Source organism: Pseudonocardia sp. DSM 110487 (assembly GCF_019468565.1).
GTDB lineage: Bacteria > Actinomycetota > Actinomycetes > Mycobacteriales > Pseudonocardiaceae > Pseudonocardia.
Genome location: NZ_CP080521.1, coordinates 9,030,734 through 9,045,168 on the forward strand (window position 1 = coordinate 9,030,734; position 14,435 = coordinate 9,045,168).

16 protein-coding genes are annotated in these 14,435 nt (G+C 71.8%); 5 read left to right on the plus strand and 11 right to left on the minus strand.

What is annotated here, in order from left to right; translation table 11 throughout:
* Positions 1-5 precede the first annotated feature (5 nt).
* From K1T35_RS42405 to K1T35_RS42420, 4 genes are read right to left on the minus strand one after another with little or no spacing between them, the layout of a single operon-like run.
* Positions 6-455 (minus strand): PIN domain-containing protein, encoded by a 450-nt coding sequence (locus tag K1T35_RS42405; RefSeq protein WP_220257297.1) that lies wholly within the window; start codon positions 453-455, stop codon positions 6-8.
* Positions 436-666 (minus strand): Arc family DNA-binding protein, encoded by a 231-nt coding sequence (locus tag K1T35_RS42410; RefSeq protein ID WP_220257298.1) that lies wholly within the window; start codon positions 664-666, stop codon positions 436-438. The genes K1T35_RS42405 and K1T35_RS42410 overlap by 20 nt, the downstream gene beginning before the upstream one ends.
* A gap of 35 nt (positions 667-701) precedes the next feature.
* Positions 702-1,367 carry a response regulator transcription factor gene (locus K1T35_RS42415; protein WP_255621297.1) on the minus strand — a complete coding sequence of 222 codons (666 nt, stop codon included), beginning with the start codon at positions 1,365-1,367 and terminating at the stop codon, positions 702-704.
* Positions 1,364-1,531 (minus strand): hypothetical protein, encoded by a 168-nt coding sequence (locus K1T35_RS42420; RefSeq protein WP_220257299.1) that lies wholly within the window; start codon positions 1,529-1,531, stop codon positions 1,364-1,366. Before K1T35_RS42420 ends, K1T35_RS42415 begins: the two co-directional genes overlap by 4 nt.
* Here K1T35_RS42420 and K1T35_RS42425 point away from each other — a divergent pair.
* Together K1T35_RS42425 and K1T35_RS42430 are read left to right on the plus strand one after the other, a co-directional pair.
* On the plus strand, positions 1,521-2,246 hold the full coding sequence (locus K1T35_RS42425; protein WP_220257300.1) for a hypothetical protein: 726 nt from the start codon (positions 1,521-1,523) through the stop codon (positions 2,244-2,246). The two genes, K1T35_RS42420 and K1T35_RS42425, sit on opposite strands and share 11 nt — an antisense overlap.
* A 29-nt stretch (positions 2,247-2,275) precedes the next feature.
* Complete coding sequence (locus K1T35_RS42430; protein ID WP_220257301.1) at positions 2,276-3,232, plus strand: ABC transporter substrate-binding protein; 957 nt, start codon at positions 2,276-2,278, stop codon at positions 3,230-3,232.
* Here K1T35_RS42430 and K1T35_RS42435 read toward each other — a convergent pair.
* Positions 3,222-4,310, minus strand: coding sequence for an adenosine deaminase (locus tag K1T35_RS42435; protein ID WP_220257302.1), 1,089 nt, complete (start codon positions 4,308-4,310; stop codon positions 3,222-3,224). The genes K1T35_RS42430 and K1T35_RS42435 overlap by 11 nt on opposite strands.
* A 168-nt stretch (positions 4,311-4,478) precedes the next feature.
* On the opposite strand from K1T35_RS42435, the gene K1T35_RS42440 reads away from it, so the two are divergent.
* Positions 4,479-5,528, plus strand: a complete 1,050-nt coding sequence (locus K1T35_RS42440; RefSeq protein ID WP_220257303.1) for a PA containing protein — start codon at positions 4,479-4,481, stop codon at positions 5,526-5,528.
* A gap of 53 nt (positions 5,529-5,581) precedes the next feature.
* Positions 5,582-6,217, plus strand: a complete 636-nt coding sequence (locus tag K1T35_RS42445; RefSeq protein WP_370645248.1) for an NADAR family protein — start codon at positions 5,582-5,584, stop codon at positions 6,215-6,217.
* Positions 6,218-6,233: 16 nt separating this feature from the next.
* Here the strand turns inward: K1T35_RS42445 and K1T35_RS42450 are convergent, their stop codons facing one another.
* The 6 genes from K1T35_RS42450 to K1T35_RS42475 all read right to left on the minus strand — a co-directional run bounded on the left by K1T35_RS42450 (position 6,234) and on the right by K1T35_RS42475 (position 13,041).
* Positions 6,234-7,511 (minus strand): thymidine phosphorylase, encoded by a 1,278-nt coding sequence (locus K1T35_RS42450; protein WP_220257304.1) that lies wholly within the window; start codon positions 7,509-7,511, stop codon positions 6,234-6,236.
* Between the two features lie 19 nt (positions 7,512-7,530).
* Positions 7,531-7,914, minus strand: coding sequence for a cytidine deaminase (locus K1T35_RS42455; protein ID WP_370645540.1), 384 nt, complete (start codon positions 7,912-7,914; stop codon positions 7,531-7,533).
* Position 7,915: 1 nt separating this feature from the next.
* Positions 7,916-9,178, minus strand: coding sequence for an ABC transporter permease (locus K1T35_RS42460; RefSeq protein WP_220257306.1), 1,263 nt, complete (start codon positions 9,176-9,178; stop codon positions 7,916-7,918).
* On the minus strand, positions 9,175-10,263 hold the full coding sequence (locus K1T35_RS42465) for an ABC transporter permease (RefSeq protein ID WP_220257307.1): 1,089 nt from the start codon (positions 10,261-10,263) through the stop codon (positions 9,175-9,177). Before K1T35_RS42465 ends, K1T35_RS42460 begins: the two co-directional genes overlap by 4 nt.
* Entirely contained in the window at positions 10,260-11,816 is a 1,557-nt protein-coding gene (locus K1T35_RS42470) for an ABC transporter ATP-binding protein (protein ID WP_220257308.1), read from the minus strand. The genes K1T35_RS42465 and K1T35_RS42470 overlap by 4 nt, the downstream gene beginning before the upstream one ends.
* Before the next feature lie 88 nt (positions 11,817-11,904).
* Complete coding sequence (locus tag K1T35_RS42475) at positions 11,905-13,041, minus strand: BMP family protein (protein ID WP_255621298.1); 1,137 nt, start codon at positions 13,039-13,041, stop codon at positions 11,905-11,907.
* A 217-nt stretch (positions 13,042-13,258) separates the two neighbouring features.
* Between K1T35_RS42475 and K1T35_RS42480 the strand changes: the two genes are divergently transcribed.
* Positions 13,259-14,416 carry a D-alanyl-D-alanine carboxypeptidase family protein gene (locus tag K1T35_RS42480; protein WP_220257309.1) on the plus strand — a complete coding sequence of 386 codons (1,158 nt, stop codon included), beginning with the start codon at positions 13,259-13,261 and terminating at the stop codon, positions 14,414-14,416.
* Positions 14,417-14,435: the final 19 nt, after the last annotated feature.

Consider the following 14,435-nt stretch of genomic DNA (forward strand, 5'->3'; position numbering starts at 1 on the left):
ACCGGTCAGAGTTTGCGGACGGTGATCAGCCTCTCGAACCTGGTGAAGTCCTCGACGCTCCCGGTGACGAGCGTGTCGACGCCGTGCACGAGCATCGTCGCAACGATGTTCGCGTCGTGCACCTGCTTCCCGCCGCAACCGATGTCGTCGAGCAGCGCGAGGAGCCGGGCGTTGACCTTCTCGTTCTCGTCGAGCAGACGCAGCCGCCCGCAGAGCGCCCGCGCGTTGGCGACGGAGTCCTGCTGGCTCAGGCCCAGCCCGTTCCGTTCCTCGGGACGAGTAGCGACCGACAGGTACTCCCGCAGAATCTGTCCGCTGGTGTAAAGCGTCGTCCCGCGGGCCGGCCATTCGTCCAAGGCCTCGCGCGCCTTCGCGTACTCGGCACGTCCGGCGTCGGTTGCGGTGAGAAGAACATTGGTGTCGAGAACGACGCGATCAGCGACCTTCGTCGTCATAGATGTCCTCCCGCCGCCACGTCGTGCTCGAGGACGTTCGTGCCGTGACCAGCTGAATCGGGCTGGGCGCCTGACGCGGGATGGGTTCCGTGGTTGCGGCGTCGAGGATCGCCAGTACCTCCTGCTGCATCGACCGTCCGTGCGCCTCGGCGCGTTCGCGCAAGGCGGAGAGCATGGACTCCGGCACGTTGCGGATGTGGATGGCGGGCACGGTTCCATGCTAGCGCTAGCGCTAGCATGCGTGGGTCACGAGCCCAGGTCGGCCTCCCTGGCCAGGAGGCCCAGCTGCGTGCGGTTGGTGCACCCGAGTTTGTCCAGTGCGTTGGAGACGTAGCCCTTCACCGTCGCCTCGGTGAGGTGCAGCCGCCGTGCCACCTCGGCGTTGGAGCACCCCTCGCCCAGCAGGGCCACGACGTCGCGTTCCCGGTCGGTCAGCCGGGCGAGCCGGGCCACCGCGCGGCGGCGGGCCACGTGCGCGCCGCCGGCCCGGTCCACGAGGTGGCGCGCCGCCGACCGCGCCAGCACCGTGTGGCCCTGCGCCGCCACCCGCACCAGTGTGGCCAGCTCGTCCGGGGGCGTGGACTTGAGCAGGTAGCCCGCCGCCCCGGCGCGCAGTGCCCTGTGCACGTGCTCGTCGCCGTCGAAGGTGGTGAGCGCGACGACCGGCGGCGAGGAGGGCAGCTCGACGATCCGCGCGGTCGCGGCGATCCCGTCCACCCCTGGCATCCGCAGGTCCATCAGGACGACGTCCGGTTCGTGCAGCACGACGGCCTCGACGGCCTCGGCACCGTCGGCCGCGGTGGCGACGACCTCGATCCCGTCGGCGGCGCCGAGGATCGTGCGCAGGTGGGCGCACACCATCGGCTCGTCGTCGACCACCAGCACGCGGACCGCCATCGCGTTCTCCTTCATCGGGTCACCGGGAGTTCGGCCCGGACCGCGAACCCGCCGTCGGGACTTGGCCCGGCCTGCAGGGTCCCGCCGATGATCGCCACCCGCTCCCGCAGGCCGCGCAGTCCGCTCCCCGAGCCGGTGGGGGCGAGGGCCGGGTCCGCGGTGGCAGGTGTGTTGGTCACCGGCGCCGCGGTGACGCTGATCATCAGCGCCGGGGTGGCAGGCACCGCGCTCCTGCCATACGGCCTGTGGGTGCTGCTGCGCGCCGATGAGATGCGCCCGTACCGCTTCCTCGCCGTGACGTTCCTCGTGCTGTACGCCGTCTTCGTCGTGGCTCCGGGCCGTCCTTACTACCTGGGCGGGCTGTACGGGATCGTCGCCGCGGCGGGCGCACTCGGCCTGCAGCACCGCCGCGAGGCGGGTCGGCGTCGGTTCAGCTGGGTGGCGTGGCCCGCCACCGCGTTGAGCGCCGCTGCGGCGGGCGGGCTCCTCCTCTTCTCCGCAACGACGATCACGGCCACGTCGGACGACATCGGCGAGACGATCGCGCGGCGCGCCGCCACCGCGTACCAGGCACTGCCGCCCGAGACGCGGGAACACACCGCGCTCATGGGCGAGTCCTACATCATCGCCGCCTACCTCGACGGCTACTCGCTGCATTACGGCCTCCCCCAGGCCTACAGCGGCAGCCGCGGCTACGGCTGGTTCCCGCCCCCGCCCGAGGATGACATCACGGTGCTGTTCGTCGGCGGCGATCCCGACGAGCTGCGGCCGTACTTCTCGGACGTGCGACTGGTGGCCGACGGCGGACAGGACGCGAGCGTGTGGCTGTGCACCGGCCGGAAGGAGCCCTGGGCACGGCTGTGGCCGCGGATCCGCACCCTGTCCGTCGCATGACGGCCATTAGGGCAGGCTAACATCAGCCGGTGAAGCTCCTCCCCACGATCGCGCTCGGCGCGTTGCTCACCCTCGTCACCGCGTGCGGCTCCGCCCCGGAAACCGCACCGGCGCAGGCGCCGTTCCGGGTCGTCACGCACGCCATGGGCGAGACGGCGATCCCGGCCCAGCCGAAGCGGGTGGTCGCGCTCGATCAGAGCTTCGTCGACGCGGTGCTGACGCTGGAGACCCCGCTCGTCGGCTACACCACCTACCGCGCGATCGAGGGCGGGCTCCCGGAGTACCTCGGCCCGCTCGCCGCGACCTACGGCACGGAGGCCATCTCGGTCGGCGAGCTCGAGAAGCCGAGCCTCGAGCAGATCGCCGCGCTGAAGCCCGACCTCATTCTGTCGGCCAAGGTGCGACACGAGGCGCAGTACGCACAGCTCTCCCAGATCGCGCCCACCGTCTTCAGCGAGACGACGGGACCCACGTGGAAGGAGAACCTCCGCCTCACGGGGCAGGCGCTGGGCAAGGAGCAGCTCGCGGAGGCCAAGATCAACGAGTACGAGCAGCGGGCCGCCGCGATCGGCCGGGAGATCGCCGCCAAGTCCGGCGGCACGCTACCCACCGTCTCGATCGTCCGCTTCGCGGGCGAGGACACCGTGCGCCTCTACAGCGAGAAGTCCTACGCCGGGATCGTGCTGCGCGACGTGGGGTTCCCGCGCCCCGCCACCCAGCCCACCACCGACAAGATCGCGGTGGACGTCTCCCAGGAACGCATCCTCGACCTCGACGCCGACCAGATCTTCGTCGCGACGTGGGCCGACCCCACGGCCACCGGGCCGAAGGCCCAGTTCACCAGCAACCCGCTGTGGAGCAGGCTCACCGGCGCCCAGCACGTGGTCGACGACCTGACGTGGATGAGCGCCGTGGGGCTCCAGGGCGCGCACACGGTGCTCGACGACGTCGCCAAGGCCTTCTCGGTCGACCCGGTCAGGCCATGAGCGCGGCGTAGCCGGGCTTGATCACCTCGTTGATCAGTGCGAGCCGCTCGTCGAAACCGATGAAGGCCGACTTCATGGCGTTCACGGTGAACCACTGCAGATCGGCCCACCCGTAACCGAAGGTGTCGGCGAGCGCGGTCATCTCACTCGTCATCGACACGTCGGACATCAGCCGGTTGTCGGTGTTGACGGTGACCCGGAACCGCAACTGGGTCAGCAGCCCGATCGGGTGGTCCCCCAGTGATTTCGCCGCACCGGTGTGCACGTTCGACGTGGGGCACATTTCGAGTGGGATCCTCTTGTCACGCACATAGGCGGCGAGAAGACCCAATCGAGGGGTTCCGTCGGCACCCAGGGTGATGTCGTCGACGATCCGGACGCCGTGTCCGAGGCGGTCGGCACCGCACCACTGCAGCGCCTCCCAGATCGAGGGCAACCCGAATGCCTCACCCGCGTGGATCGTGAAGTGCGCGTTCTGCTGACGCATGTACTCGAACGCGTCCAGGTGGCGTGTGGGCGGGAACCCGGCCTCGGCACCCGCGATGTCGAACCCGACGACACCCAGGTCGCGGTAGCGCACCGCCAGCTCCGCGATCTCACGCGAGCGCGCCGCGTGCCGCATGGCCGTGAGCAGACAGCCCACCCGGATGCGCCTGCCGTGCTCCGCGGCGCGCGCCGCGCCCACCTTGAACCCCTCGAGCACCGCCTCCACCACGGCGTCCAGCTCCAGGCCCGCCTCGACGTGCAGCTCGGGGGCGAACCGGACCTCCGCGTACACGACGCCGTCGGCCGCGAGGTCCTCCGCGCACTCGGCCGCCACCCGGACCAGCGCGTCCGCCGTCTGCATCACGCCGACCGTGTGCCCGAACGTCTCCAGGTAGCGCACCAGCGACCCGGAGTGGGCCGCGGCGAGGAACCACCCGCCCAGCTCGTCCGAATCCATGGACGGCAGGTCGCGGTAGCCGGCCGCATCGGCGAGCTCGATGACCGTGGCGGGCCGCAGCCCGCCGTCGAGATGGTCGTGCAGGAGCACCTTCGGGGCGTCGCGGATGGTGTCGACGGTCAAGGGCGCAGGCATCCGGCCACGCTAGAACACGCCCCTACCTTGGGGTATCTGGGCGCGCTTCACTGCTCCGATCGGGGCATACACCTCCGATCGGGGAGCCGCGGACGGGTGATCCACCCGGGTCGCTACCCTCATTGCCGCACCACCCGATGTCCGGCTCAGAGGAAGCTCCCCGCCGCCATGAGCAATGACTCCACCCTCTCGTTCGACCGCATGCGCGGGATGCTGATGCGCGCAGCGGAGATCCGCGACAGCGAGCAGCAGCAGATCTTCGACTCGCTCGACGAGATCCACGCGCGGCTCGCGGCCCTTGACGCCCTCGGCACGGTGCGCAAGCGCCTCACCGAGCTCCCCGATCGCACCGAGGTCAGCGTCCTCGCCGAGCGCCTCGACGAGACGGTCGCCAAGCTCGACGCTCAGGACGCCTCGATCGCGTCCGTCCTGCGGGCGGTCGAGGCGATGCCGGACAAGCTGGCGAAGCCGATCGCGCAGCTCGACGGCCGCCTCGACGGGATGGCAGGCCGCCTCGAGGGCGTCTCCGGACGCATGGACGGGCTGGACGACCGCCTCGGTGGCCTGCACAAGCGCCTCGACGACCTCGACAACCGCCTCGACCGGCACGAGATGCGCCTCGACGCCATGCCGTCCTCGGTTGGCGCGCCGATCAAGGAGCGCGTCGACGGGATCGAACGCCTCGTCCGCGAGCAGCTCGACAACGCCATCCGCTCCGTGGACGAGTCCGGCGAGGGCCTGCGCAACCTGCTCGGCGACACCAGCGTCGGCCTGCACCGCAGGCTGGAGGACCTGGCCGCCCGCCCCGCCGTCGACCCGACGGAGCCGCTCAACGGCCTCGAGAAGCGTCTCGAGAACCTGGCCGCCCGCCTCGACGCGATCGAGGACGGCATGTCCGGGCGCCTCGGCAACCTCGGCGGCACCATCGACGAGAAGCTCGGCAAGCTCGACGCCGCGATCGTGGAGCGGCCGGACACCAGCTCGCTTCGCTCGCTCGTGGAGCGCGCCAACGCCGAGTCGGAGCGGCGCAACGCGGGCCAGCTGGACGAGGCCATGGCCACGTTCGCCGAGCTCATCCTCGGCCGCGGCCCGTCGGTGCACCAGATGCCGCCGCCCCCGCCCCGCCAGACCCCGCGGCGCAACCGCAGCAAGGTCACGGTGAAGAGCCCGAACGGCGCCTCCGCCCACGACACGGTGACCGACGACCCCGACGACTGAGGTCCGCCCCTTGTAGCGCCGGCAAGGTGGCCGTACTGCCGCGTGAAGCCGGTATGGCCACCTTGCTGGCGTTCCAACCCGGTGGCGCAGGCACCTCGGTCCGGGGCAGGGTGCACGGCATGATCCGGACCGTCGACGAGCTCGTCACGTACACCGCCGCCGGGAAGCCGGTCGAGTACCTGTTCTTCTGGGGGCACCGGCCGCACCCCTCCGGGCGGCCCGGGCCGAGCTGCCTGTCGCAGTGGTGGCCCGCCCCGTTCACCGTCGACGGTGTTCTCTACCGGACCGCGGAGCACTGGATGATGGCCGAGAAGGCGCGGCTGTTCGGCGACGAGCGCAGCGCCGCCGCCGTTCTCGCTGCGGCGTCGCCGAAGGAGGCGAAGGCGCTCGGCCGGTCCGTGCGGGGCTTCGACGGCGACCGCTGGGATGCGGCCGCGTTCGACATCGTCGTGCGGGGCAGCACGGCGAAGTTCGGGCAGGACCCTCAGCTGCGGGACTACCTGGTCGGTACCGGCGACGCCGTGCTCGTCGAAGCGAGCCCCCTTGACGCGGTCTGGGGCATCGGCCTCGCAGCCGACGACCCTCGCGCCCGCAGGCCCGCCGAGTGGCCAGGACGGAACCTGCTCGGCTTCGCCCTGATGCAGGCCCGGCACGTCCTGGCCCCGACGGAACCGGCCGCAGCGGACTGACGCCGCGGACCCGGTGTCAGGCGGACCTCAGGGTCTCCAGGAGCAGAGCGGGGCGGGGCGCCGGCTCGTCCGAGACCAGCACACCCCCGTCCAGCGCCGCACGAGCGCCTGCGACCGCGCCGGGGGTGTCGGTGTGCAGCTCCAGCACCGGCTGTCCGGCCTCGACCGCGTCCCCGACTCCGGCCAGCAGGCGGACGCCCGCTGCGGCCTGCACCGCGTCCTCCTTGCGGGCCCGGCCGGCCCCGAGCCGCCATGCCGCCACTCCGACGGCGTAGGCGTCGAGGCGGGTGAGCACCCCGGACCTGTCGGCCACGAGTTCCTCGACGTGGGAGGCGACGGGCAGCGGGGCGCCCGGGTCGCCGCCCTGCGCGGCGATCATCCGCTCCCACACCTCGTGGGCTTTTCCGGACGCGAGCACCTGCGCCGGGTCGACGTCGGTGATGGCGGCGAGCGTGAGCATCTCCCGGGCCAGCGCCACGGTCAGCTCCACGACGTCGGCCGGGCCGCCCCCGCGCAGCACCTCGACGGACTCGGCCACCTCCAGCGCGTTGCCCACCGCCCGCCCGAGGGGCACCGACATGTCGGTGAGCAGGGCGGTGGTCGCGAGGCCGTGCGCCGATCCGATCGCGACCATCGTCTCGGCGAGCTCCCGCGCACGCTCCGGCGTCTTCATGAACGCCCCGGAACCGACCTTGACGTCGAGCACGAGCCCGTCGGTGCCCTCTGCGATCTTCTTGCTCATGATCGAGCTGGCGATCAGCGGGATCGACTCGACCGTGCCCGTGACGTCGCGCAGCGCGTAGAGCTTGCGGTCGGCGGGCGCGAGCGTCGGCGTGGTCGCGCAGATCACCGCGCCCACGTCGGCGAGCTGCGCCGCGATCTCCTCCTCCGTCAGCGACGCCCGCCAGCCGGGGATCGCCTCCAGCTTGTCGAGCGTGCCACCGGTGTGCCCGAGCCCGCGCCCGGACAGCTGCGGCACCGCCGCCCCGCACGCGGCCACGAGCGGGGCGAGCGGCAACGTGATCTTGTCGCCGACCCCTCCTGTGGAGTGCTTGTCCACCAGCGGCCGCCCGACGTCCCGGAACGCCAGCACCTCGCCGGAGTCGATCATCGCCTGGGTCCAGCGGGCGATCTCGCCGCCGTCCATCCCGTTGAGCAGGATCGCCATCGCGAGCGCCGCCATCTGCTCGTCGGCGACGGCCCCGCGCGTGTAGGCGTCGACGATCCAGTCGATCTGCTCGTCGGTCAGCCGGGCACGGTCGCGCTTGGCGACGATCACATCGATCGCGTTCACGGCCCGACCCTATTCCGATTCAGGCGGGTAGGTCCTCGGGGCCGAACGCGTCCGGGAGGACCTCGCTCAGCGGGAGGATGCCTCGCGGCGTGTCCAGCAGGCAGTCGGGACCGCCGAACTCGTAGAGCACCTGGCGGCAGCGGCCGCACGGCATGAGCAGGTCTCCGGTTCCGGATCGGCAGGCCACCGCCGTGAAGCGGCCGCCACCGGTGAGGCGCAGCTGCCCCGCCATCGTGCATTCGGCGCACAGCCCGAGGCCGTACGAGGCGTTCTCCACGTTGCACCCGGTGACGACGCGCCCGTCGTCGCAGAGCGCGGCGGCACCGACGTGCAGGCGGGAGTACGGCGCGTAGGCCGACGCCGCGGCCGCGACGGCGGCGTCGCGCAGGGCCGGCCAGTCCAGGTCAGTCACCTTCACCCCGCCGGTACTCGAGTCCGATCGCGGCAGGTGGCCGCAGCCGTTGCGAGGCCACCGCGAGCACGAGCAGCGTCACCAGCTGCGGCGCGTAGGAGGCGAACTCGCTCGGCACCTCGGGGATCGCCCAGTACACGACGTAGACGACGACGCCTGCGGCCAGCGCGACGACGGCGGAGCGCCAGTGCCGCCGCACCGCCCAGAACACCGCGACGATCACCGCGAGGATCGTGGTGGCGTAGAGCAGCGCGTGCACGGCCTCACCGCCTGCGCGCAGCTGCACGCCGTCGACGTACCCGAACAGCGCCGAACCGGCGAGCAGGCCACCCGGCCGCCAGTTGCCGAAGATCATCGCGGCCAGGCCGATGTACCCTCGTCCGCCGGTCTGACCCTCCAGGTATCCGAGCTGACCCGGGTTGAGCGTGAGCGCGGCACCACCGAGCCCGGCGAACGCGCCCGAGATGATCACCGCGAGGTACTTGTAGGTGAACACCTGCACGCCGAGCGACTCGGCGGCCACCGGGTTCTCCCCGCACGAGCGCAGTCGCAGCCCGAACCGCGTGCGCCACAGCACGTAGTAGCTCACGGGCACGAGCAGGAACCCGAGCACGACGAGCGGGGTCAGCCCGGACACGAGCCCGCCCAGCAGCCCCGCAGCGTCGGAGAGCAACACCCGTTGCTCGCGCTCGAGGGCGGAGAGCCAGTCGGCGAGCGGCTGGATCGAGAACGTCTCGAACCCCTCGATGCGCGGCGACTGCCGCGGGTTCCGGGAGAGCGGCACGAAGATCAGCTGGGCGAGGTACTGCGTGATGCCCATCCCGAGCAGCGTGATCGCGACGCCGGACACGATGTGGTTGACGCCGAACGACACCGTGGCCACTGCGTGCAGCAGACCGCCCAGCGCGCCGAACACGAGCCCACCGATCACCGCGGCCCACGGCCCCCCGTAGAACCCGGCCCAAGCCGCACCCCACGTGCCGAGGATCATCATGCCCTCGAGCCCGATGTTGATGATCCCCGAGCGCTCGGCCCACAGCCCTCCGAGCGCGGCGAAGAGGATCGGCAGCAGCAGCCGGACGGCGGCCTGGGTCGTGCCGCTGGAGGTCAGCTGGTACTGGCCGGTGAGCGTCGTCGTGATCGCCAGGATGCCCACACCGATCGCGACGACGATCGCCGCGCGCGCCCAACCGGGCAGCCGCCGCCCGTTCCGGACCTGCGGGGCGGGCGCCGGTGTCGTCTCGACCGCTGTCATGACGCCACCTCCGCCGGTACGCCCGCCGAGGCCCGCAGCTGGGCGGCGACCCGCCGCTGCTCGGCCGCGAGCTCGTAGCGGCGCACGATCTCGTAGGCGACGATCACGGAGAGCACCACCGATCCCTGCATGATCAGCACGATCTCGCGCGGCACCCCGACGTTGTCCAGTGCCAGCGCCGACTTGTCCAGGAACGCCCAGAGCAGTGCGCCGAGGGCGATGCCCAGCGGGTGGTTGCGCCCGAGGAGCGCCACGGCGATCCCGGTGAACCCGTAGCCCGCGGGCGAGGTGAGCGTGTAGGCGTGGTCGCGGCCGAGCAGCTCGGGCAGGCCGACGAGTCCGGCCATCGCGCCCGAGAGCAACAGCGCCACTATCACCATCCGGCGAGCGTCCACCCCGCCCGCGGCGGCCGCTGTGGGCGATTCGCCCGACGCCTTCAGCTCGAACCCGAAGCGCGTGCGGTTCAGCATGAACCCGTAGGCCAGGCCGAGCGCAGCCGCGACGAACACGAACCCGAAGATCGTCCCGCTCGCCCCGAACGAGATGCCGGCGAAGTGCCCTGTCGGGTCGATCGGGTCCGTCGAGATGTTGTTGCCCCGCAGCACACCGAACCCGTCGGTGCTGATCAGGTACGCGATGAGGCCGGTCGCGATGAAGTTCATCATGATCGACGCGATGACCTCGTGCACGCCGCGGTATGCCTTCAGCAGCGCCGGTACGGACGCCCAGAGCGCCCCCACCGCCGCGCCGACCAGGATGATCACGAACGTGTGCACCACCGGCGGCAGCGAGAGCGCCCCGCCGACGATCGCGGCCACGCAGGCCGCGAGCCGGAACTGGCCCTCGATGCCGATGTTGAACAGCTTCATCTGGAAGCCGATGGCCACGGCGAGCCCTGCGATGTAGTAGATCGCCCCGCTGTTGATGATGTCGACGGCGGTGGTGCCCTCGCCGACCTGGGTGACCATCACCCGCAGGGCCGTGAACGGCGAGTCGCCGTTGATGAGCAGCGCCACCGCGCACAGCAGCGCGGCGAAGACGATCGCCAGCACTGGTGGCAGCAGCACCGTCCGGATGCGGGTCACGCGGCGCCCTCCGCATCGGCGCCGGTCATCGCGGCGCCCAGCTCCTCGGGTGTGACGGTGGCCGGGTCGGCGTCGGCGACGAGCCGTCCTCGCAACATCACCTTGATCGTGTCCGACAGCCCGATCAGCTCGTCGAGGTCGGCGCTCACGAGGAGCACCGCGAGGCCGCGGACCCGTGCATGCCGCAGCACGTCCCAGATCCCGGCCTGCGCGCCGACGTCCACGCCTCGGGTGGGGTGGGCGGCGATGAGCAGTACGGGGTCGCCGGAGAGCTCCCGGCCCACCACCAGCTTCTGCTGGTTGCCGCCGGACAGGGCGGCCGCCGCAACGTCGACGCCGGGCGTGCGCACGTCGAACTCCCGGACGATGCGCTCGGTGTCGCGTCGCGCCGCCGCACGGTCGAGCAGCCCGCGCGAGGCCACCGGCCTGCGGCTCTGGTAGCCGAGGATCCGGTTGACCCACAGCGGCTGGGTGGCGAGCAGCCCGTGTCGGGTGCGGTCCTCCGGCACGTAGCCGATGCCCGCCTCGCGGCGTCGCAGCGTGTGGGCGCGGGTGATGTCCCGGCCCGCGAGCACGACCGTGCCGCCGCTCGCCCGGCGCATCCCCATGATCGTCTCGACGAGCTCGGTCTGCCCGTTGCCCTCGACGCCGGCGATCCCGAGCACCTCGCCGGCCCGCACCACGAGGTCCACCCCGTCGAGCACCGGGCGACCGCCGCCCTCGGCGCCGAGGGTGAGCCCGGTGACCCGCAGGACGTCACGGTCGGTGACGGTGGACTCCCGCGTCTCGGGGCTCGGCAGCTCGCTGCCGACCATCATCTCCGCGAGCTGACGGGTCGTCACCGTCTTCGGGTCGGCGCTGCCGACGACCATCCCGCGGCGGATGACCGTGACGGTGTCGGCGATGGCCCGCACCTCGTCGAGCTTGTGCGAGATGAAGACGAACGTGAACCCCTCCGCCCGCATCGTGCGCAGCGTGTCGAACAGCTCGTCGACCTCCTGCGGCACCAGCACCGCCGTCGGCTCGTCCAGGATCACCGTGCGCGCGCCGCGGTAGAGCACCTTGAGGATCTCGACGCGCTGCCGGTCGGCGACGCCGAGCCGTTCGACGAGCATGTCCGGCCCGGCCCGCAGGCCGACCGTGCTCTCGAGCTCGGCGATGCGCTGCCGGGCCGCCGCACCCATGCCGTGCAGCGCCTCCGCGCCGAGCAGGATGTTCTCGGCGACGGTGAGGTTGTCGGCCAGCATGAAGTGCTGGTGCACCATGCCGATGCCGGCGTTGATCGCGTCGGCGGGCGACCGGAAGTGCACCGCATCGCCGTCCACGGAGATGGTGCCCTCGTCGGGCTGCTGCATCCCGTAGAGGATCTTCATCAGGGTGGACTTGCCCGCCCCGTTCTCCCCGCACAGGGCGTGCACCTCGCCGCGGCGCACCTGCAGCGAGATGTCGCTGTTGGCGACCACGCCGGGGAAGCGCTTGGTGATCCCCGCGAGCTCGACGGCGTACTCGCCGCGCGGTGGCGACGTCTTGGTCGACGTCTCGGCTACGGCCATTCCCTCCAGCCTTCCGGGGATATACGGCACGGGGGCCGGGATCCGTGCGGACCCGGCCCCCGATGGTGCCTCACGGCAACATGCCGTGTTACTGCCGCTCGCCGGGCACGTTGATCTCGCCGCTGATGATCGCGGCCTTGTAGGCGTCCAGCTGGTCGGCGATGTCGTCGATCTTGCCGCCCGACGTGGAGTAGCCCACGCCGTCCACGGAGAGGTCGAACGCCTCCGGTAGGACGCTCGTGTCGCCTGCCGCCACCGCGTTGATGTAGTTGAACACCGCGACGTCGACGCGCTTGAGCATCGAGGTCATGATCACCTCGTTGACCGGCGGCGCGACGGTGTTGTACTGGTCGGAGTCGACGCCGATCGCGAGCTTTTGCGCGTCCGGCTGGGTCGCCGCGTTCACGGCCTCGAACACGCCCTGGCCGGAGGCACCCGCGGCCTGGTAGACGATGTCGGCCCCACCGTCGAGCTGGCCGCGCGCCACCTCGGTGCCGCGGGCGGAGTCGTTGAAGCCGGAGAAGTCACCGGCGGGGCTGATGTAGTCGACGTCGACCTGGATGTTCGGGGCCACCGCCTTGGCGCCCGCCACGTAGCCAGCCTCGAACTTGTGGATCAGCGGCACGTCGACGCCACCCACGAAGCCGATCTGGCAGGACGTGGTCTTCAACGCAGCCGCGGCGCCCACGAGGAACGAGCCCTGCTCCTCTGCGAACACCAACGGGGTGACGTTCGGCAGCTCGACCGTGGCGTCGTCCACGATCGCGAACTGCACGTTCGGGTTCTCCGTGGCGACGGTCTGCAGGGCAGTCGCGTACTTGAAGCCCACCGCGATGATCGGGTTGAAGCCGTCGGCGACGAGCTGGCGCAGTCGGGTGGCCGCCGCGTCCTCGCTCTCGTTCTCGGCGGCGGCGAGCTCACGCGTGTTGGCCTGCTGCAGTCCGAGGTCGCTGATCGCCTTCTCGAGCCCGGCGGCCGCCGAGTCGTTGAACGACAGGTCGCCGCGCCCACCGATGTCGTAGGCCAGCCCCACCTTCAGCGCGCTGGCGTCGGCGTTCGGGGCGATCGGCGCCGGGGTGGCGGCGGCGCCGCCCGCAGCGGCCGGGGCGGGATTGCGGGTGCACTCGGTGCCGGCAGCGCCGCCACCGCCCTGCTGCGGGGTGCCGGTGTCGCGAGCGCAGCCCGTCACCACCAGAGCGCTGGTCAGCACGGCGGCTGCCAGCACGAATCCTCGACTGATCCGCAAGGGAGACCTCTCCTGTTCCGGCCCGGGACGACGGTGGGGAACCGTATCCGAGGCTCGCGGCTGTTCACATGATCGACCGCTGGGCGTGACCGAATCGTCGACTCCGGAGCGTGACCGGCCGAGCGCGTCCCCCATTAGATGATCATTTCGTCTCTCGCTCGGCGCGTGCGGCCGGCACCGACCTACAGTCGATGACGTGCGATGGGTCACGGCAGTGACGCTGGTGCTCGCACTGGCGTGCCCGGCCGTGACGGTCGCGAAACCGCAGCCGGTGACGAGCGTGACGATCGGCTGCGCGGGCCAGGAGGTCCCGCCCGGCCCGCCAGTGGACGACGAGAAGGCGGACCCGCCACTCGCCCCGGTGCCGTGGCCTCCCGAGCCCGTGGGTGGGCCGGGGATGGGCGCGTGCGACGAGATCGGCCCAGTCGGCGGCCCCGAGCTGACGGCCGCCTCGTGGGTGCTCGCCGACCTCGACACCGGCGCCGTGCTCGCCGCGCGGGCCCCGCACGCCCGGCACCGCCCCGCGTCCACCCTCAAGGTGCTCACCGCGCTCACCGCGGTGCGATCGCTGAACCCGGACCAGGTCGTCCAGGGCACGGCGGAGGACCAGGCCATCGACGGCAGCAAGGCAGGCATCGGGCCCGGCGGGCAGTACACCGTGCGCCAGCTGCTCGCGGGGCTGCTGCTCAACTCCGGCAACGACACCGCGCAGGCACTGGCCCGCGCGATGGGAGGCGACGGTCCCACGGTCGCCAGGATGGCCGACGTCGCCCATGAGCTGGGCGCGCTCGACACGCGCCCCGCCACCCCGTCGGGGCTCGACGGGCCGGGCATGGCGAGCTCGGCGTACGACCTCGCTCTGCTGTTCCGGGTGGCACTGCGCGAACCGCTGTTCGCGGAGACGACCGGCCTGCGCTCGATCCCGTTCCCCGGCTACGCCGACCACCCCGGGTTCGTGCTCTACAACAGCAGCAAGCTGCTCGCCCACTACGAGGGCACGATCGGCGGCAAGACCGGCTTCACCGAGGCCGCCCGGCACACGCTCGTCGCCGCGGCCGGCCGGGGCGGGCGGCGCCTCGTCGTGGCGCTGATGCGGGGCGAACAGACCCCCACGCCGATGTGGAAGCAGGGCGCCGCCCTCCTCGACTGGGGATTCGACCTGCCTGCCACCACCCCCGCCCTCGGCACGCTGGTGGACGCCGCACCGGCCCCGCCTCCGGCACCTCCGGTGCCGGACACCGTGGCGGTCGCCCTCGCCCTCAGACCCGTTCCCCCGCTGCTCCCGATCAGCCTCGGCGCGATCGCGGTGACGGGGATGGTCATCGGCGGCATCGCCCTGCGCCGCCGCCGCTGACCTCCGGCGAGTCGCGCTC